The 16,689-nt window shown below is 45.2% G+C and carries 14 protein-coding genes and 1 pseudogene; 2 read left to right on the forward strand and 13 right to left on the reverse strand.

What is annotated here, in order from left to right:
• Positions 1 to 18: 18 nt before the first annotated feature.
• The 12 genes from ADH67_RS03715 to ADH67_RS03770 all read right to left on the reverse strand — a co-directional run bounded on the left by ADH67_RS03715 (position 19) and on the right by ADH67_RS03770 (position 12,973).
• Positions 19 to 1,119 carry a porin gene (locus ADH67_RS03715; protein ID WP_066594760.1) on the reverse strand — a complete coding sequence of 367 codons (1,101 nt, stop codon included), beginning with the start codon at positions 1,117 to 1,119 and terminating at the stop codon, positions 19 to 21.
• Between the two features lie 47 nt (positions 1,120 to 1,166).
• Complete coding sequence (locus ADH67_RS03720) at positions 1,167 to 1,562, reverse strand: cytochrome c3 family protein (protein ID WP_066594759.1); 396 nt, start codon at positions 1,560 to 1,562, stop codon at positions 1,167 to 1,169.
• A gap of 15 nt (positions 1,563 to 1,577) precedes the next feature.
• Positions 1,578 to 3,131 carry an FAD-dependent oxidoreductase gene (locus ADH67_RS03725; protein WP_066594758.1) on the reverse strand — a complete coding sequence of 518 codons (1,554 nt, stop codon included), beginning with the start codon at positions 3,129 to 3,131 and terminating at the stop codon, positions 1,578 to 1,580.
• A gap of 476 nt (positions 3,132 to 3,607) precedes the next feature.
• Positions 3,608 to 3,802 (reverse strand): MerR family transcriptional regulator, encoded by a 195-nt coding sequence (locus ADH67_RS13760; protein WP_084081627.1) that lies wholly within the window; start codon positions 3,800 to 3,802, stop codon positions 3,608 to 3,610.
• A 181-nt stretch (positions 3,803 to 3,983) separates the two neighbouring features.
• Positions 3,984 to 5,810, reverse strand: coding sequence for a glutamine--fructose-6-phosphate transaminase (isomerizing) (gene glmS / locus ADH67_RS03735; RefSeq protein ID WP_066594757.1), 1,827 nt, complete (start codon positions 5,808 to 5,810; stop codon positions 3,984 to 3,986).
• Between the two features lie 21 nt (positions 5,811 to 5,831).
• Positions 5,832 to 7,187: a bifunctional UDP-N-acetylglucosamine diphosphorylase/glucosamine-1-phosphate N-acetyltransferase GlmU gene (glmU, locus tag ADH67_RS03740; protein WP_066594756.1), complete on the reverse strand. Its 1,356-nt coding sequence runs from the start codon at positions 7,185 to 7,187 to the stop codon at positions 5,832 to 5,834.
• 12 nt (positions 7,188 to 7,199) lie between these two features.
• The gene (locus ADH67_RS03745; protein WP_066594754.1) at positions 7,200 to 8,666 is read right to left on the reverse strand and encodes a high affinity choline transporter 1; all 1,467 of its coding nucleotides are present in this window, start codon (positions 8,664 to 8,666) and stop codon (positions 7,200 to 7,202) included.
• A 211-nt stretch (positions 8,667 to 8,877) separates the two neighbouring features.
• Entirely contained in the window at positions 8,878 to 9,822 is a 945-nt protein-coding gene (locus ADH67_RS03750) for a Tim44 domain-containing protein (RefSeq protein WP_066594752.1), read from the reverse strand.
• 13 nt (positions 9,823 to 9,835) lie between these two features.
• Entirely contained in the window at positions 9,836 to 10,615 is a 780-nt protein-coding gene (gene ubiE, locus ADH67_RS03755; RefSeq protein WP_236578402.1) for a bifunctional demethylmenaquinone methyltransferase/2-methoxy-6-polyprenyl-1,4-benzoquinol methylase UbiE, read from the reverse strand.
• A 3-nt stretch (positions 10,616 to 10,618) separates the two neighbouring features.
• Positions 10,619 to 11,026, reverse strand: a complete 408-nt coding sequence (locus tag ADH67_RS03760; protein ID WP_066594750.1) for a gamma-butyrobetaine hydroxylase family protein — start codon at positions 11,024 to 11,026, stop codon at positions 10,619 to 10,621.
• Between the two features lie 101 nt (positions 11,027 to 11,127).
• Positions 11,128 to 12,063 carry a LysR family transcriptional regulator gene (locus ADH67_RS03765; RefSeq protein WP_066594748.1) on the reverse strand — a complete coding sequence of 312 codons (936 nt, stop codon included), beginning with the start codon at positions 12,061 to 12,063 and terminating at the stop codon, positions 11,128 to 11,130.
• A complete protein-coding gene (locus ADH67_RS03770) occupies positions 12,056 to 12,973 on the reverse strand; it encodes a LysR family transcriptional regulator (protein ID WP_066594745.1) in 918 nt (305 codons plus the stop codon). Before ADH67_RS03770 ends, ADH67_RS03765 begins: the two co-directional genes overlap by 8 nt.
• 101 nt (positions 12,974 to 13,074) lie before the next feature.
• Between ADH67_RS03770 and dcuC the strand changes: the two genes are divergently transcribed.
• Together dcuC and ADH67_RS03780 are read left to right on the forward strand one after the other, a co-directional pair.
• A complete protein-coding gene (gene dcuC / locus ADH67_RS03775) occupies positions 13,075 to 14,340 on the forward strand; it encodes a C4-dicarboxylate transporter DcuC (RefSeq protein ID WP_066594743.1) in 1,266 nt (421 codons plus the stop codon).
• Between the two features lie 93 nt (positions 14,341 to 14,433).
• Positions 14,434 to 15,624 (forward strand): annotated as a pseudogene (locus ADH67_RS03780) (amidohydrolase); the annotation flags it as partial.
• 377 nt (positions 15,625 to 16,001) lie between these two features.
• On the opposite strand, the gene ADH67_RS03785 reads toward ADH67_RS03780, so the two are convergent.
• Complete coding sequence (locus ADH67_RS03785; protein WP_066594741.1) at positions 16,002 to 16,634, reverse strand: LysE family transporter; 633 nt, start codon at positions 16,632 to 16,634, stop codon at positions 16,002 to 16,004.
• Positions 16,635 to 16,689 lie beyond the last annotated feature (55 nt).

Here is a 16,689-nt window from a genome sequence, read left to right on the forward strand (position 1 = left end):
TGAAGGACGAGTAGAAAGCTAAAAACTATGCTTGATTCCGCTGAAGAATTCCATAGCGCAGACGTTGTCTTCGCTATTGAATACCTTCTTCGTAGACTTGCCCCAATTGACTCCTCCGTACAAAGCGGTTCTCTTAGACAGCAGATACTCTTGCCCTACCGAAAATATCAATCGTCGAAGCTTATCTCTGTTTTCTGCACCTTTATTGCGTCCATGGAAATATTGGACTGCGAGCTTAAAAGTACCACCGAAAAGACTTATATCCGATCCGGTCACTACTGCAAAACCGTCAATTCCTTTTGTATTGGCCCCGGTTGCCTCAACGGCCTTAAAAACAGCCAGCGGCTTTTTGCCGACAGACAAAGAATTCTTCGCATATTGAAACGCAAAGTACGGCTTAAATCCGGAGAACTGCTTATTAACCGCAACACCATACGTTTGTCCGTCTTCGTAACCTTTACCTCCAACCGTCGGATTCATTCTCCAGCCGGCAAGAACTAAAAAGTTCAAACCTTTTTCCATATAGGCCATACCCCCGGAAAGGTATCGGGTATTATCAGCAAACGTTGCCGCTTCTGTGCCTAGCACATCAAGAGAATATTGAGCCATTAACTGCCAGCCATTTAGTTTGGGAGACTTCCAAGCAAAAGTGTTATTCATCCTTAAATAGTCTGACATTGTGGAACCAGAAGCAGCAATACCCCAGCCCGTGGCAAAAGGTCCGGAATTCGGTCCCCATGGATCCCAAGACCCCATACCTGACATAAAGTTTCCGATTCTTCCCAACCCAAACTTTCCAAAATCATTTTCATAGTTCAAGTTAGCTTCTCGCCCGAAGGCGTATTTGTCGCCTTGACTCGCTGCTCCGTTATTCGACTCGAATCCTTGCTCTAAGATAAAACTGACGGCACGCCCGTTACCCAAATCTTCACGGCCTTTAAAACCAAAACGGCTCGGCCTCATAAAACCTGTTTCTTGGTAAACCCTGGTTTGCCCGTCCACTCTAGAAACAGCTATCCCAGTATCAATCACACCATAGACTTCCACTTCCGATGCATATAAACATGTTGGAAGCAGCATGAGGCCGAGCATCTTAGTTATTAACTTAGCTTTGGTCATGTTTTTCTCCTTGTACTGCTTGAGGAGCAGAGCTCCTCAAGGGTCATCTATTTCGTCTTTACATCAAATGAGTGACAGTTATTGCAGTACATTTTGGGAGGTGCCTTATGAGCTGTATGACATACAGTGCATCTAACGGGGCCGGAATGACTGTCATGAATAGCAGCGGGACGTTCACGTCCGCTTTCCATATAGACTTTTGGAACGCCAAATCCGGAAGCGTCTAATTTTGTTCCGCGATAATGTCCTCCGCTATTGGCGTGACAGGCCAAACACTGCTTCTCATCCGGAGCTGCCATAGGGGCTTTAGTTCCATGACATTGTTCACAGGTAACTCCAAGTTTATCGTGTGCTTTCATCGAGGAAAGACCTTGAGCGCTAACCATGGAAGAACCGGCAAACACGAAGGCAAGAAAGAGAACTTTGAATTTGTTATTCGACATTGTTATCTCCTGAGATTATTTTTTAGATTCCTTGACTAAACGCATTGCATCCCTGCCTGCGATTAAACCGCCGGTCATACCAAAACCACTTGTAAATCCCGGATACTTGATATCGTAACTAGTGTCGTACAGACCACCCATATCCATTCCCACTGCGTATAGGCCAGGAATAACGTTGCCTTTCTTATCCATGGCCTGCATCTTCGAATTCATACGCACACCGCCCAAGGTCTGGAAGAAGGCTCTAAGTCCTCGCATGGCATAGTAAGGACCTTTGTCAGAGAACTTAAACAAAAATTGTTTAGGCCTGCCCAATAATTTATCTTCTCCGGCATCTGCCGCCGCGTTGATATCTTTAACCGTCTCCACAAGGTTTTGGACTGGTACTCCAATCTTTTCTGCCAATTCTTCGATTGTGTCTGCCTTAAAGGCGTAACCAGCTTTAATACCTCTTTCCAGCCCTTCATCCAAAGCGGTCATCGGTTCGCCTCTGATAACAATCTGATTGAAGTCGGTTAAAGGGCCCTCTTTAATGAGCTTATTCTTCATGTTCTCATCAAAAATAGAGAACATCACTCCGCCATTTGCAGTCATCGCATTGTGATTGTCGTTCCAATAACGACCATTGCCTTCGTTGTAAAAACGCTGTCCAAATTTGTTGACCCACAAGAATGGCTGACTCAAAGCTGCTCTAGATTCTTTAAGCCATTGAGGGCCATTAAATTGGAAGATGACAGGTTCATATTCAAGATATGGGCTGTTTCCTGCAATCGTATCCATACCAGCTAAATCAGCACCAATTTCCTTAGCCATGTTTATACCGTCACCGGTTCGTCCTTCAATCCCCGGACCGCGCAGCATGATTCTGGCCATACCTTCTTTGCCAATGTCCGGAACATATTTCTTAAGCATTTCCTGATTACCTGGGAAACCTCCAGTGGCAAGAATAACTGCTTTGGCTCGTACAGTAACTTTTTCGCCTTTATGGTTTTTAGCTTCTACCCCTACAACCTCACCTTTTTCATTTTGAATAAGTTTCTGCGCTGGGGTCTCTAAGAGAATAGTTCCTCCGTTCTTCTCAATATCACGGTAGAAAAGCTTTATAAACCCAGCACCAAAGCCGTCCGGAGCCATGTGGCGATCTTTTTTGCCACGTTTATTCAGCTTGAACTTGTAGCCTTTTGTCTCGATCCAGTCCATTGCAGGACCGCTCTCATTGATCAAAGTCCGAAGAACTACGGCATTGATTCTATAGTTATAGAACCTGACGACATCCTTGTACACTTGATCTGCTGTCGGCTCAGTCAGTCCATTTCTTCTCTTGTAGTCGGAGTCAGCTGCGAAAGCCCCTTCGAAATAGTTCCCTGCGCCGCCCAGTCCCGGAAGCTTTTCTAAAACCACCACCTTACCTCCGTGATCGAGAACGGACATAGCGGAACTTAATCCTGATATTCCGCCGCCAACCACGACAACATCTGTCGTTAACTCATGATCTTGGGCAAATCCGCTTAAACAGACACCTGCCAGCGCACATGTAACTGCCACCTTAATGATTGATATTTGATTCATTTTTTCTCCTTATTTGAGGCTGGGATTCAGGAGAAATATTAGAAATAAGCCCAAAAGCAAGAAATATCCAGTGGCTAGTCACTGACCTTACCAACTGGCAATAAAAGCAGTCCAGAAGAAAGAATTCTGCATACCAGTTTATTTGATGTAGGCAGTCTGTCGGCCTCAAGGGTATAGTGTGAGCATATATTTTACGTAGTAGCGAGAAGTTGCCTGCCTCTGGCTTCCAAAATCGCATATCTCAGCTACAAGTAGAAGATTAATTCCTTTCCGAACCGTAAAAGGCGTTCGACATGAGTCAAAGTAAGAGAGCTTACGGTACCGCTCCAAGTGGCTTCCAGCAGCTTCTTCAATCCTGGATTCTTATAGCTTAATCCTGAACCTAGTTCAGAAATAACTTCATCGAACCCATTGTCTTTGAAGCGTTGACTTTGAGATTAAAGATCTGATTTTTGATCGTGGCTGCAGACTCGGACTTAACTGATATCCCGGCGCTCTTTTGGTTTTCTCAAATGAGAGCAGGAAGAAGAGGAAAAATGTCGATGATTTCCAACAGTGCGCAGAGTCTCAGATAATTTACCAGCACTGCACCAGCGACGGATGGTTGCGGAACTAACACCCGATCTATCTGCTAGTTGCCCAACCGACAGGAGAGAGAAATCAACAGTTATCTAAAAAGGTAGGTATTATCATAATTTGTACAAGATTAAGGAGCAATTTGATGACTAGTTTTTAACCCTCCTTATGATTTTCCTAATTAACTAACATCCTACCTCGTCCCATAATAGCTGAACCACCACCTTTTATTACTCCATATAGAGCCGCCGAAGCGTCCCTATATGGACGTCTGAGCTATTCCACAGTAACGCTCTTAGCAAGGTTCCTTGGCTTATCGACATCGGTACCTCTTACTAATGCGGTGTGGTAAGCAAGAAGCTGCAAAGGAAGGACATGAAGAATAGGAGATAAGTCACCGTAGTTTTCCGGTAGCTTTATCACATGGATTCCGTCGGACGGCTCGATATTGGAGTCCGCATCAGAGAATACAAAAAGCACACCCTTTCTGGCTCTGACTTCCTGCATATTGCTCTTAAGCTTCTCGATCAATTCATCATTCGGAGCAACTGTAACGACGGGCATATTACCGTCTACTAAAGCTAAGGGTCCGTGCTTTAATTCACCTGCAGGATATCCTTCAGCGTGGATGTAGCTGATTTCTTTGAGCTTGAGAGCACCTTCCAAAGCGATTGGGTAATGAGCACCGCGGCCGAGGAACAATGCATTGTTCTTATCAGCAAAAAGCTCAGCCCACGTCTTAATTTCCGGTTCTTGTTTAAGAACAACGTCCATGCTCTTCGGCAAATGACGGAGCTCTCTAATGGCCTGCTCTTCTCTTTCCGGGGTAAGTCTGCCTTTTTCCTTGCAAATGGCAAGAGCCAGCAAATAAAGAGCTGCCAACTGGGTAGTAAAAGCCTTTGTAGAAGCAACGCCGATTTCAACACCGGCTCTGGTAATGTAGTGAGCCTTCGTTTCCTTGACCATTGCGCTCGTAGCTACATTGCAAATGGTCATGGTCATATCCATGCCGAGATCTTGAGCATGTCTCAAAGCAGCAAGCGTGTCTGCAGTCTCCCCCGACTGAGAAATAGTCAGCACGAGCGTGTCGAGATCGGGAACGGATTCTCTGTACCGGTATTCGCTGGCGATTTCAACGTCAACCGGAACCTTTGCAATAGATTCAATCCAATACTTTCCGATCATGCCGGCGTAATAGCTGGTACCGCAGGCAATAATCAAAACTCTCTTGAGTCTCTTGAACATTTCCGGAGCTTCAAAGCCGAAAATGGCCCCGGTAATACCTTGCACGCCTTCTAAAGTATCGGCAATGGCTCTCGGCTGTTCAAAAATTTCTTTTTGCATGTAGTGGTTGTAATTGCCGAGAGAAATTTCAGAAGAAAACTCGTGAATGATGGAAACCGGACGTTCGATGGTTTTGTATTCTTCTCCTTCTTTATGCCAAATGACAACTTTTTCCGGAGTAACGTCAACTACATCGCCGTCTTCAAGATAAATGAATTTGTCTGTCACGCCTGCCAATGCGATTGGGTCAGAGGCAACAAAGTTTTCGCCTTCTCCTAGAGCAGCCACTAACGGAGCGGCTTTCTTCGTAGCAACCACTCGGTTGGGTTCCTTAATGCAAGTGAGAGCGATGGCATAAGCACCTCTAAGACGCTGGACTGCCTTTTCAACGGCTTTAAGAAGGTCTCCTTCGTAGAGGCTGTGGACTAAGTGAACAATAACTTCAGTATCTGTTTGACTTAAGAATTCATAGCCTTTTTCGATCAGTTCTTCTCTGATTTCCTCATAGTTCTCGATGATGCCGTTATGAACTACAGCCATCATATTGTGAGAAAAATGAGGATGGGTATTGCAGATTTCCGGCGCACCATGAGTTGCCCATCTAGTATGAGCAATACCGGTGAGACCGCTAAGATTTTCAATCTTAGTCTGTTCAATTAGTGCATTAACTCTTTTTACTGTTCGAGTTCTTTTAAGCTTACTCTCGTCAACAATAGCAATACCGCAGGAGTCATAGCCGCGATACTCTAAACGTCTCAATCCCTCCGTGAGGATTGGAACGACATCTCTTTTACTGCTTGCTGCGACAATACCGCACATATTCTTTAACTCTCCAAATCTTTATTTTTTGGTTGGTCTCGGCCAACCTGGAATTGTCACAGGCTTCGCTCTGCGGACAAATAAACAATCTTCCGGCACATCTCTGGTCACTGTGGCTCCGGCGCCTACAGTGGAGTGTTTATGAACCGTTACCGGCGCTACTAATTGAGTATCGCTGCCGATGAAACAGTCATCTTCAATGACAGTGCGGAATTTATTAACGCCATCATAATTGCATGTAATGGTGCCTGCACCAATATTGACGTTAGAACCCATGTCGCAGTCGCCGATATAGGAAAGATGATTAACCTTGCTTCCTTTACCGATCACGCTCTTCTTAATTTCCACAAAGTTACCGACATGTACCTCTTCTGATAGTTCTGCACCCGGTCTAAGACGTGCAAACGGACCAATCTTCGCAGATTCTCCCACCACAGCTTTATCAAAGTGTGAGAATGCGTCTACGACGGTATCCGCACAGATTTTTGTAGAGCGAATGACACTGTAGGGGCCGATCCGGACATTGTCTTCGAGAACTACATCTCCTTCAAACACACAGCCGACATCGATAAAAACATCTTTTCCACATGTCAAAGAACCTCTGATATCAATCCGTTCAGCATCGGCCAAACCGACACCTTGAGCCATTAACTTCGCGGCTTGTTTTCTCTGCAAAGCTCTTTCAAGACGTTGGAGCTGAGTCTTGTCGTTGACTCCCTCAACCTCCCAATGATCTTTTGTCTTGAGAGTATGAATCTTGACGCCTTCTTTAGCTGCAAAGCCGATTAAATCCGTCAGGTAGTATTCGCTTTGCTTGTTGGTACATCCAACTTGAGACAGCCATCCCTTGATCTTATCTCCCGGGATAATCATGATGCCGGTATTGACTTCTTTGATCTTTCGCTGCTCATCTGAGGCGTCTTTTTCTTCAACGATCCCGATGACCTCACCTGTCTCATCTCTAAGGATTCGGCCGTAACCTGTCGGATTATCAAGCTCAACAGTCAGTAATCCCACTTCGTCTCCGGCCTGTTTAGAAAATTCTTCCAAAGTGGCCGGCGAAATGAGCGGGACGTCACCGTAAAGAACCAATACGGATTCATTGTTTTCCAGGCTTGGAATCGCTTGTGCAACAGCGTGAGCGGTTCCTTTCTGCTCGGCCTGAAGTGCAAACTTAACGGGACGATCGGCAAAGTATTCTCTTACCTGTTCAGCACCGTGACCAATTACAACAACAGGAGACTGTCCTTGTAAAAGAGTCTCGGCAGAATCTAAGACCCATTCCAGCATCGGCTTATTGCCTAGTCTTTGCAAAACCTTAGGCAAAAAAGAATTCATTCTCTTGCCTTTGCCGGCGGCTAAGATAACTACATTCATTGATTTTCCTTCTTACGCAGCAGCGTCATACAGATATTTGTCTTTGTTCTCTTCCCAGTTCTTCACACACTCTCTATTCATCTTCATTGGGATAAGGGAACCAACCACCTGTGCCAAACCGGCAGCAACAAAACCGCCGAGCAAAGCAGGGATTTCTTCGCCCATCGTGGTGAAGGTTAAGTAAGACCAAACCACAGTACCGACGAAGATAGAGAACCAGCAGCCGAAGGTTGTGGAACGCTTCCAATACAAACCTAATGTCAGCGGCCAGAAAGCCCCGATAACCGGGAACTGATAAGCCATCGCAGCCAATTCATAAATTGGTGTGCCTTCCATAGAGAGAGAGTATGCCAAAACACCCAACGCAAAGATAATCAAAGAGATTCTCATGGCCCTTAACTCTCTCTTATCACTCAACGGGATAATGTTTCTTAAAACGTTTTCCACGAAAGTTGTGGTCGGAGCGAGCATGGTTGCCGAGGCTGTGGACATCACTGCGGAAAGAACAGCACCAAAGAACAGAATCCTCAGCCACAGCGGCATGTGTTCTTTAATAAAGGTCGGCAGAATCTCTTGAGGATCAGTATTCATCAGTCCTGCAGCCATATCAGGAACGGCAACGGAAGCAGCAACAACAATAAACATTGGAATTGCAGCAAAAACCAGATAGAAAGATCCGCCGATGATTGGACCGATACACGCAATCCTTGCAGTCTTCGCAGACATAACACGCTGGAACACGTCCTGTTGCGGAATAGAGCCAATCATCATTGTGATAGCAGCCGAAATCCAGAAGAGCCAGCCCTTTACGGAATTTTCCGGAAAGAACCTGAACAAATCGTGATCCACAGCATAACTCGTGACATTCTGGACCCCGCCGGCCATGCTGGAAGCGAAAACCGCCACCAGGGCCAGGCCAATTACGATAATGATCATCTGGAAGAAATCGGTAAGAGCCACAGACCACATACCGCCGAAAACCGTGTAGATAAGCACCACGATTGTTCCAATAATCATTGCCACGCTCACGCTGATATAGCCTTCGGTCAGGATGTGCATAACCAAACCCAAAGCTGCCACTTGAGCCGCGACCCAGCCAAGGTAGGAGAGCACAACAAAGATGGAACAGACAAGTTCCACCGAGACCCCATACCGGCGTCTATAGAAGTCGCCCACCGTCAGCAGGCTCATCTTATAAAGCTTTCTCGCAAAGAAAACGCCGACCAGAATCAAAGCCATACTGGATCCAACAGGCTCTTCAACGACTCCCTCCAGACCATTTTTAATAAATTGGCCCGGAGTCCCCAACACGGACTCGCTTCCAAACCAGGTAGCAAATGTGGCTGTAACCACCATAACCAGAGGAAGAGAGCGACCTGCTAACGCATAGTCACTTGTACTCTTAACACGGGTGGCAGCATACAAACCGATGCCGACAGTACACAACAAGTACAAACCAACAAAAATCGCTAATTTCATTAGTTTTGTTTTTCCTTAAAAGAACGGAAACTGCCGGCTTTAATCGACAGGAGAAAAAACTTAGGTTTAATTGGATAATTTTAATTTAAAAACGTCAGATTCAAGCCAATAATTACCCAACGTTCATAAAAGCAAGAAAGTCTGTTGCAAAAAAAACGAAACCCACATCCAGATTTGAATGTGGGCAACGAAAATTTATTTATTTTTTAACTTATTCGGCCTGTTCAATGCCGGCTAACAACCAACCGGATTTACCTTCGCGAGGTTTAACAAGGTTCCAAATTTCTTTGACATCTGTCGGCTCACCGTTTTCATTGAGTTTGCCTTCGAAGAGAACAGAAGCAACGTACTCTGTCGGAGTTGTTTCGAACCCGGCCAGAGACGGTGTCAAGGACAGGATCATTGTGACGTTAGCGCCCTTAATTTCACGGCGTCTATGTGTTAACTCGATGAACATATCGTCCGTACAGTAATTAGACAGATTGTCCATATCGCCGCTGTCCCAAGCACCTTGGAGCATCTTGAAGTAAGAAGTAGACATCTGAAGGAAAGCCTCTTTATCGAATTCTGCAGGAACTTCAAAAGAAGAGTCGGAGTTTTGAGCGCCTGTGGAAGGAGAATCAGAGAACTCATCCATAGCAGAACCCGGTCTTGAAGCCATTCCGGAGAACGGATTAGAAGCTTCTTTCTGCATCGGCTCTGGTGCCGAATAAGGTTCAGGCTGAGAGGGGCGCTGGAAGATGTTTGTAGGATTCTGAGACGAATTACCCGCAGAGGAAGCAGCTTTCTTCGCAGCAAAGAACCTGAAGGCGAAGAGAGCAAGTGCCGCCAAAGCCAAGAACATGAGAATCTGGGCGAAGCCTTCACCGAGGCCAAGCATATTAGCAAGAGCCATAAAGCCGAGGGCTGTAGCAGCACCGATTAAGAGGCTGCGCCCGAGACCGCCTGATTTAGCCGCTGCGGCTGCACCGGCTGCAGGGGCAGCTGACGGACGTTTTGCGGTGGAAGGAGCTGCCTTTGGAAAAGACGGAGAGGCTTTGGGCACGGACATAGAACGGCCGAAGCTTGCACCGCCGCCAAGGCGAGCTGCTGATGCATCCAGCGTAAATGTGACCAGAGAGAGGCCAATCAGAAGAGCAGCAAGAAATTTTTTCATTCCATTTCCTTTATTAAGATTTTTCTTTATATCCAATATGGAGGGCTGTAATTCCAAAAGTTAAATTTGTCCAGGAGACATTTTTCATCCCGACATTTTGCATGATTGTAGCAAGAGTGAGCTGATCGGGGTGCATGCGGATCGACTCAACCAGGTAACGATAATTTTCTGCCTTACCGGTAATCTTAGCTGCAATCCAAGGCATTAATTTAAAAGAATAAAAGTCGTAAAACGGAGCAAGCCACTTTTCCGGTTTGGAGAACTCTAGAACCATCACTTTTCCACCGGGTTTACACACTCTGAGCATTTCTTTTAATGCTTTGTCTTTGTGGGTCATATTGCGCAAACCGAAAGCAACGGTAATAACGTCAAAATAATCGTCTGGGAACGGAAGAGCCTCTGCATCGCAAGTCGTATAGAAGGCGTCAAAATGATGTTGCTTCATGCGTTTCTTGCCGATTCTCAGCATGCTGAGATTAATATCCGTAAGCCAGAGCTTTCCGTCACCGATTTTATCGGCCATAGCAATTGAGAGATCTCCGGTTCCTCCGGCAATGTCGAGTACATTCATGCCGGGTTTAACGGCAGCTTTGTCAACGGTATATTTTTTCCACAGTCTATGCATGCCGAAGGAAAGCACGTCATTCATGATGTCGTACTTAGGAGCCACTTCATCGAAAACTTCTTTTACGTGACTCTCTTTTTCTTCTTCAGGAATGGTCTGATAACCAAAATCAGTCAAGCGTTCGTTTGTTTTTTTATCCGGCATTTGGCTGTTAACTTCTTTATTCATCGATTAATGGCCTGAGCACTTAGATTTTGGTTTTTCCTTGAATGGTTCATTAGCCGGATCATTAGGGTCACGGCTGGCACCTGCTGCCTTCAGATCTTCAAGATAAGCTGCCCAAAAAGCTTCTTTGTTTTTACCGAGATCTTCCAACCACTCCCAGCTGTAGATGCCCGAATCATGGCCGTCGGAGAAAGTTAATTTCAGAGCGTATTCTCCAACTGGAGCGACATCGACAATAGTCACGTCGCGCTTTCCGACCTGAAGTTTTGCTTGATCCGGAGTATGTCCTTGAACATCTGCGGAAGGAGAAAAAACACGCAGGAATTCGTAAGTCAGTTCGTAATCTCCGTCAGGGTAGGAGATATTCATAATCTTTGATTTATTGTGAAACTCAATATTTGTAGGTAACTTCACAGCGGTTCCTTAATAGTTGATTTGCGAATTTTAATATTAATTCGCATACCAAAATTGCCCATATCACGCACATTCAAAATAACTTTTCCTAGATAAGTAACTCAATGAAAGCCAGTGTAGGCAGATTGAAGACTTTCTGTACCATCGTTTATTAATCCAGGCTCAGTTCTCCAGCGCTCCTGAAAATACGAGTACAACTTCTTTGTCATTGGATTTTTGCCTTCCTGTGGTTTCCATACGCCCCAAACTACCGTCGGCTCCAATTTCCACTCCGGCAGAATCCTGATCAATTTTCCTGAGGCTAGTTCCTCTTTGATCGCCCACAGAGGAACACCGACTGCTACAGCATGTCCTAAAACTGCCGTATCAATCAAAGCATAAGAAGAGTTCACCAAAAATTGCGGACTGGTTTTGATACGCATTTTTTCGGTATTTGTACTCAGCAACTCTTCTTTTCCTTGTCTCATGGCCAAAGGAAACTCTAGAAGCTCTTCAGGAAATTTCGGAAGCCGTCGGTCCTTAAAGAGGTTCGGAGAGGCACAGATGCCTCTTTCTACTCCTCCCAATGTCCGCGCAATGATTCTTTCGTTGGGCAGTGTATCTTTGCAGATGAACAAATCGAAACTCCATAAATCGTAAGGTGAGTTTTCTACAAACTGGATAACTTCAATGGAGGCGGTCTCTCCCAACTCCTTTTCGAATTGTCCAATCCAATCCAAAAACAATCTTCCAATAGATACCGGAACTGCAACTCGCAAACTTGTTCTTTTTGCCGTCTTTTTTCGAAAGACTTCTTCAACCACACGAATGAGTTCTTTGGCTGCATTTAATCTCTTTTGACCGGCCCACGTTGGACGAACTCCTCGTTGGTTTCTTTCAAGCAGCGTCTCTCCCAAGGTCTCTTCTAATGCCTTGATCTGTTGACTAACTTCCGAAACCTCCATCTGGAGAACCTCTGAGGCCTTTAACATACTTCCGCAGCTTACGGCCTCTACAAAGCAACGCCACTGGATAATCGCTGTTCTTTTCTTAGTCATGTGTTAAATGAGGATGTGACTTCCATCTCTCCTCTATAAAATCCGCTAAAGTCCGTGAAGCCGAAGATAAGGTTTTGTTCTGGGGAAGCAGAAGAGACACCGGGCTCGGCTCTGGTTTCCACTCCGGAAGCACTTCACATAGTTGTCCTCTCCTAACATATTCCCAAGTATCGTATTGAAATGCATGTACTGAAATTCCTAATCCGCATATTGCGGCCGTACGAGCGGCCACATGATCTTTCAGCCTGAGCCTTGGGTAATACGGAACTGTAATCACCTCGTTTTTTGATCGCAAAACAAGTTTTGAATCTGCAATTAAGTCATTACCTCCTAGCAAATGATGTTGTTCCAAATCGAAAGGAGTTTTAGGCAGTCCTTTTTCAGAAAGATATTTTTCGGAAGCTACCATAGTTCGAAGCATGCAGCCTAGCGGCCTAGCAAGAACCCGTTCGCAAGGAAACAAACCGTGGTTGATTCGAATATCGCATTCCGGCGCAAGAATTCTTACCGGGCCAAGCGTCAGTGTTAAATCAATAATAATCTCCGGATAGATGTCCTGAAACTGTTTTATCCATCCAATTAAAAGTCCATTCCCAATTGCGCTAGGTGCCGAGATATAAACAGTTCCTTTTGGACTTGCTGACGAGCTCTCTGTCTGTTCGTTGAGTAATTCGTATTTCTTCTTAATGCGCAAAGCGTCCCTTAGGAACTTTGTTCCATGTTCGGTCAATCCGATTGGAGTAGAGTCCCGGATGAAAATAACTTCTCCCAGCTCTTTTTCCAACATCGTCATCCTACGAGACAAAGTCGACTTCGACACATTCAGCTCTTCAGCAGCTGACTGAAAGTTTCTATGTTTTTCCAAACACAAAAATGAATAAAGAATTTCAATGAAATCAACTCGTTTCATATTCTGTTCCGTAATAGCAAAAACAATGTAGCATATTTTGGGCTTACCGAAATCCACGCAGGCGTCAAAAATTCAGCTTATAAAATCTTAAGGAGAAATCTATGTCAATCACTGCTTGGATTGGAATAGCTGTCGTCCTCGTTACTGTTTGGGCGTTAATCAAACGATATGAGACTAAGCTGGTATTAATAACAGCAGGTCTATTCTTGGCCTGTATCTCTTTACAGCCTATGGGCGCGCTAGACGCATTTGCAAAGTCGATGACCAATAATGGCCTTATTCTTGCTATCTGCTCCTCGATGGGCTTTGCCATGGTCATTCAGATGACAGAGTGTGATGTCCATTTAGTTAAGCTTTTATCTGCACCTCTTTCAAAATTTGGCTTCCTTCTCGTCCCCGCCACCACTGCCCTTACGTACTTCATCTGTATTGCAATTCCTTCTGCTGCAGGGTGTGCAGCTGCGGTTGGTCCTACTCTAATTCCGCTTCTCCTGAGAGCAAAAGTCTCTCCTCAGGCCGCTGGTGCAGCAATCTTAGCGGGAACCTTTGGTTCAATGCTCTCACCCGGACTCTCTCACAATGCTTATGTTGCGAAGATCTCAGGATTAAGCGTCATGCAGACCATAGGCGTCCACATGAATTACACACTAGTGTGTGGCGCAATTGCTGTCATCGGTGTGACTGTCATGTGTTGGATTATGAAAGATTATGGAACTAACAGCACACAAGAACAAAAGTTGGTTGAAGAAGGAACTTCGATTCAAGAAATAAGTCTCTTTAAAGCGCTGGCTCCTTTAATTCCAGTTGCTATTCTGGTCATCGGCAACTTATGGGTCCCAGCACTGAAAACTGGTGTTGCCCAAGCCATGGTTATCGGCGCCATCTACACTCTGATAGTTTCTAGAGTCAATCCTCAAACCTTTTCAAAGAATTTCTTCGCAGGAATGGGAAAAGGCTATGGTCAAGTTTTGGGCATCATCATTTCCGCAGGCGTTTTTGCGGCGGGCCTAAAGACATGCGGTCTTATCGATGCTTTCATCAATGTACTTAAACAATCTAATGAAATTGCTCGCTGGGGCGGATCGATCGGTCCATTTGTAATGGGCGTCATCACAGGTTCCGGAGACGCTGCCGCATTTGCTTTCAATGAAGCAGTAACACCGCACGCAAAAGAATTCGGAATGGAAATTCCAACGCTTGGAATGATGGCGGCTCTTTCAGGCGCCTTAGGCAGAACGATGAGCCCTATCTCAGGCGTTGCTATCGTTATTTGCGGATTAGCTTCAATTAATCCTATTGATTTAACGAAACGGCTTTGGCTCCCGATGCTCATAGCTGTCATCTTTGTAGCCTTGACTATGGTTTAGAGGAGAACTTCAATGAACTATCAAGAAAATTTGGTTCGAATTCGTCGCGAACTCCACAAAATTCCGGAAATGGGATAGGGAGAGTTCAAAACAACGGCAAAAATTATCGAAACACTCGATCCTTTAGGATGGACTCTTCATACAGGAATCCAACAAGTTGGCTTAGATCAAGTGATGGGCCGAGATCCCGTTTTCGTAGAAAAAAGCATTCAAAGAGCCCGCGACTCAGGAGTAAGTGAAGAAACCTTAGATAGGATGCAAGGATACACAGGCTGCATAGCAGAATTTGACACCGGCAGAGCCGGCCCTGTCACGGCTTTACGCTTTGATATTGACTGTGTAGGGGTTGAAGAGACCGACAAGGAAGAGCATTTGCCAAATAAGGAAAAATTCCGTTCTTGTCATTCGGGAGAGATGCACTCGTGCGGTCACGACGGCCATACATCTATTGGCTTAAATCTTGCCCACTGGATAATAGAAAACAAAGACAAGCTAACCGGTAGAATTAAACTTATTTTCCAACCTGCAGAAGAGGGGGTGAGAGGCGGCGCAGCACAATCGGCCAGCGGACTGCTTGATGACGTCCAGTATCTATTAGGAGCTCATCTCGCAATGATGTGTCCAACGGGCGAAGTTTGCGTTTATCCCACCGGCCTGCTTTCGACGACCAAGCTCGACATTCATCTCAAAGGGGCCCCAGCCCATCCAACAATGAGTCCCCACCTCGGTCGTAATGCTCTTGCCTGCGCATGCACCACTGTAAGTGAACTTTTAGGAATGGCCCGTCATGGCAAAGGACTAGGCTGCATTAATGTCGGTTTAATGAAGGCTGGAGAATGCAGAAACGTCATCCCGGTTCATGCGACTATTCAAATGGAAGTCCGCGGAGAAAGCGATGAAATCAATAATTTCATGGTTGATCAGGCATGCAGAATCGTCAAAGGCACTGCGCTTGCTTACGATGTTCAATACGAAATTGAAAAAGTAGGTGAGGGCGGAGAACTCAGAAATGATGATGAGTTAGCTTCGCTCGTGGCGGAAGTTGCAAAATCAGTGCCATCTTGTCATAAAGTCGTTGAACGCAAGAAGATTGGGTGCTCAGAAGACTTCACCCTTCTTGCCTCTCGAGTACGCGCTAGAGGCGGAAAAACTGAGTTCTTTGTTGTCGGTGCAGACAGAACTGCAGCCCATCACCAGAGAGAATTTGATTTTGATGAAAAAGGCATGGAAACCGCATTCGATATCTTTAAAGGCTGCCTTCTGAAGCTTAACGGCACTGAATAGGCAATAATCAAAAAGGCTGCTTATAAACCGTTCCAGCAGCCTTTTCTTCCTTTCTCAAAGAGGAGCAAGCCGCCTCTTTGTTTTTTTCTTTTTTCAGTTTTTGGCGAAATCCGTCGTAGCCAAGTGACCGAAAGGAAATGCCTTACCAAATGCATTTCCTGTCGTATAAACGGCACCATGAATGCCTCGGGTCGCTTCTCCACAGGCTAAATGTCGGAAATCGGTCAGGTTCTCATCTCGCAAAAAGTTTAAAGAAGAAGTTCAATCTACTTCCGACAAGCAAGTCAAGTAGAAATTTGTGTTGGCTCTGTTTAAAGACACAAAAGTTGCCAAGCATTTGTCAACACCCTTTGACTCCAAAAGTTTTAACGAAGAGGTTATTCTTTTAAAGCGCTGTAAATTAGACCGCCTCCGAATACTCCAAATATTGCGCCACACGCACCGTCAATCCATTTTCCGGCACTCCTATAAATCCGCTTAGGTTTAGGCAGTCCTATTAACAGACCTACGAAAGAAAACCATAAAAAGGTCTCAGTAATTACTAAAAGAAAAATTGGAAAACTCTGAGTCCATTCCATATCTGGCCTAATAAATAAAGCAAACACTGAACTAAAGTAGACAAGAGCCTTCGCATTCGCAAGATTAGTGAACAATCCCGTCAAAAATGGCTTTGACTTAGCCTCTTGAGTACCAAGTGAGGAGTCTGCAGTTGCTGAAGTTGAGGCCTTTAATGAACTCTTCATAATCTTAAAGCCCATCCAGCCTAAGTAAATGCCGCCCATTAACATAATAGTCTTATGAAGCCACGCAAACTGATCAAAAAGCCACTGCAGTCCCAACAAGGACACAGCAGCCCAAGCCGCAACTCCAACAGTAATCCCCACAACACACATCATGGCTTCTTTTCTAGACTTACTTGCAGCAGTTTGCATGACAATAAAGGTATCGGGACCAGGGGAAGCAAGTGCAATAATGTGCACTCCCGCGATAGTAACTAAAGTTGAGAACATAGCTTCGTCAGATCCTTCTTATATAAAAAATCCAAACTTCCGAGAGTAGTTAACC

The organism is Turicimonas muris (assembly GCF_002221595.1).
GTDB lineage: Bacteria > Pseudomonadota > Gammaproteobacteria > Burkholderiales > Burkholderiaceae_F > Turicimonas > Turicimonas muris.

Bases quoted from the DNA above. Each gene is read 5' to 3' on its own strand.
- ADH67_RS03720 (WP_066594759.1), bottom strand. From the start codon at position 1,562: ATGTCGAATAACAAATTCAAAGTTCTCTTTCTTGCCTTCGTGTTTGCC.
- ADH67_RS03765 (WP_066594748.1), bottom strand. From the start codon at position 12,063: ATGACTAAGAAAAGAACAGCGATTATCCAGTGGCGTTGCTTTGTAGAG.
- ADH67_RS03715 (WP_066594760.1), bottom strand. From the start codon at position 1,119: ATGACCAAAGCTAAGTTAATAACTAAGATGCTCGGCCTCATGCTGCTT.
- glmS (WP_066594757.1), bottom strand. From the start codon at position 5,810: ATGTGCGGTATTGTCGCAGCAAGCAGTAAAAGAGATGTCGTTCCAATC.
- ADH67_RS03785 (WP_066594741.1), bottom strand. From the start codon at position 16,634: ATGTTCTCAACTTTAGTTACTATCGCGGGAGTGCACATTATTGCACTT.
- ADH67_RS03770 (WP_066594745.1), bottom strand. From the start codon at position 12,973: ATGAAACGAGTTGATTTCATTGAAATTCTTTATTCATTTTTGTGTTTG.
- ubiE (WP_236578402.1), bottom strand. From the start codon at position 10,615: ATGAATAAAGAAGTTAACAGCCAAATGCCGGATAAAAAAACAAACGAA.
- ADH67_RS03750 (WP_066594752.1), bottom strand. From the start codon at position 9,822: ATGAAAAAATTTCTTGCTGCTCTTCTGATTGGCCTCTCTCTGGTCACA.
- ADH67_RS03745 (WP_066594754.1), bottom strand. From the start codon at position 8,666: ATGAAATTAGCGATTTTTGTTGGTTTGTACTTGTTGTGTACTGTCGGC.
- dcuC (WP_066594743.1), top strand. From the start codon at position 13,075: ATGTCAATCACTGCTTGGATTGGAATAGCTGTCGTCCTCGTTACTGTT.
- glmU (WP_066594756.1), bottom strand. From the start codon at position 7,187: ATGAATGTAGTTATCTTAGCCGCCGGCAAAGGCAAGAGAATGAATTCT.
- ADH67_RS03725 (WP_066594758.1), bottom strand. From the start codon at position 3,131: ATGAATCAAATATCAATCATTAAGGTGGCAGTTACATGTGCGCTGGCA.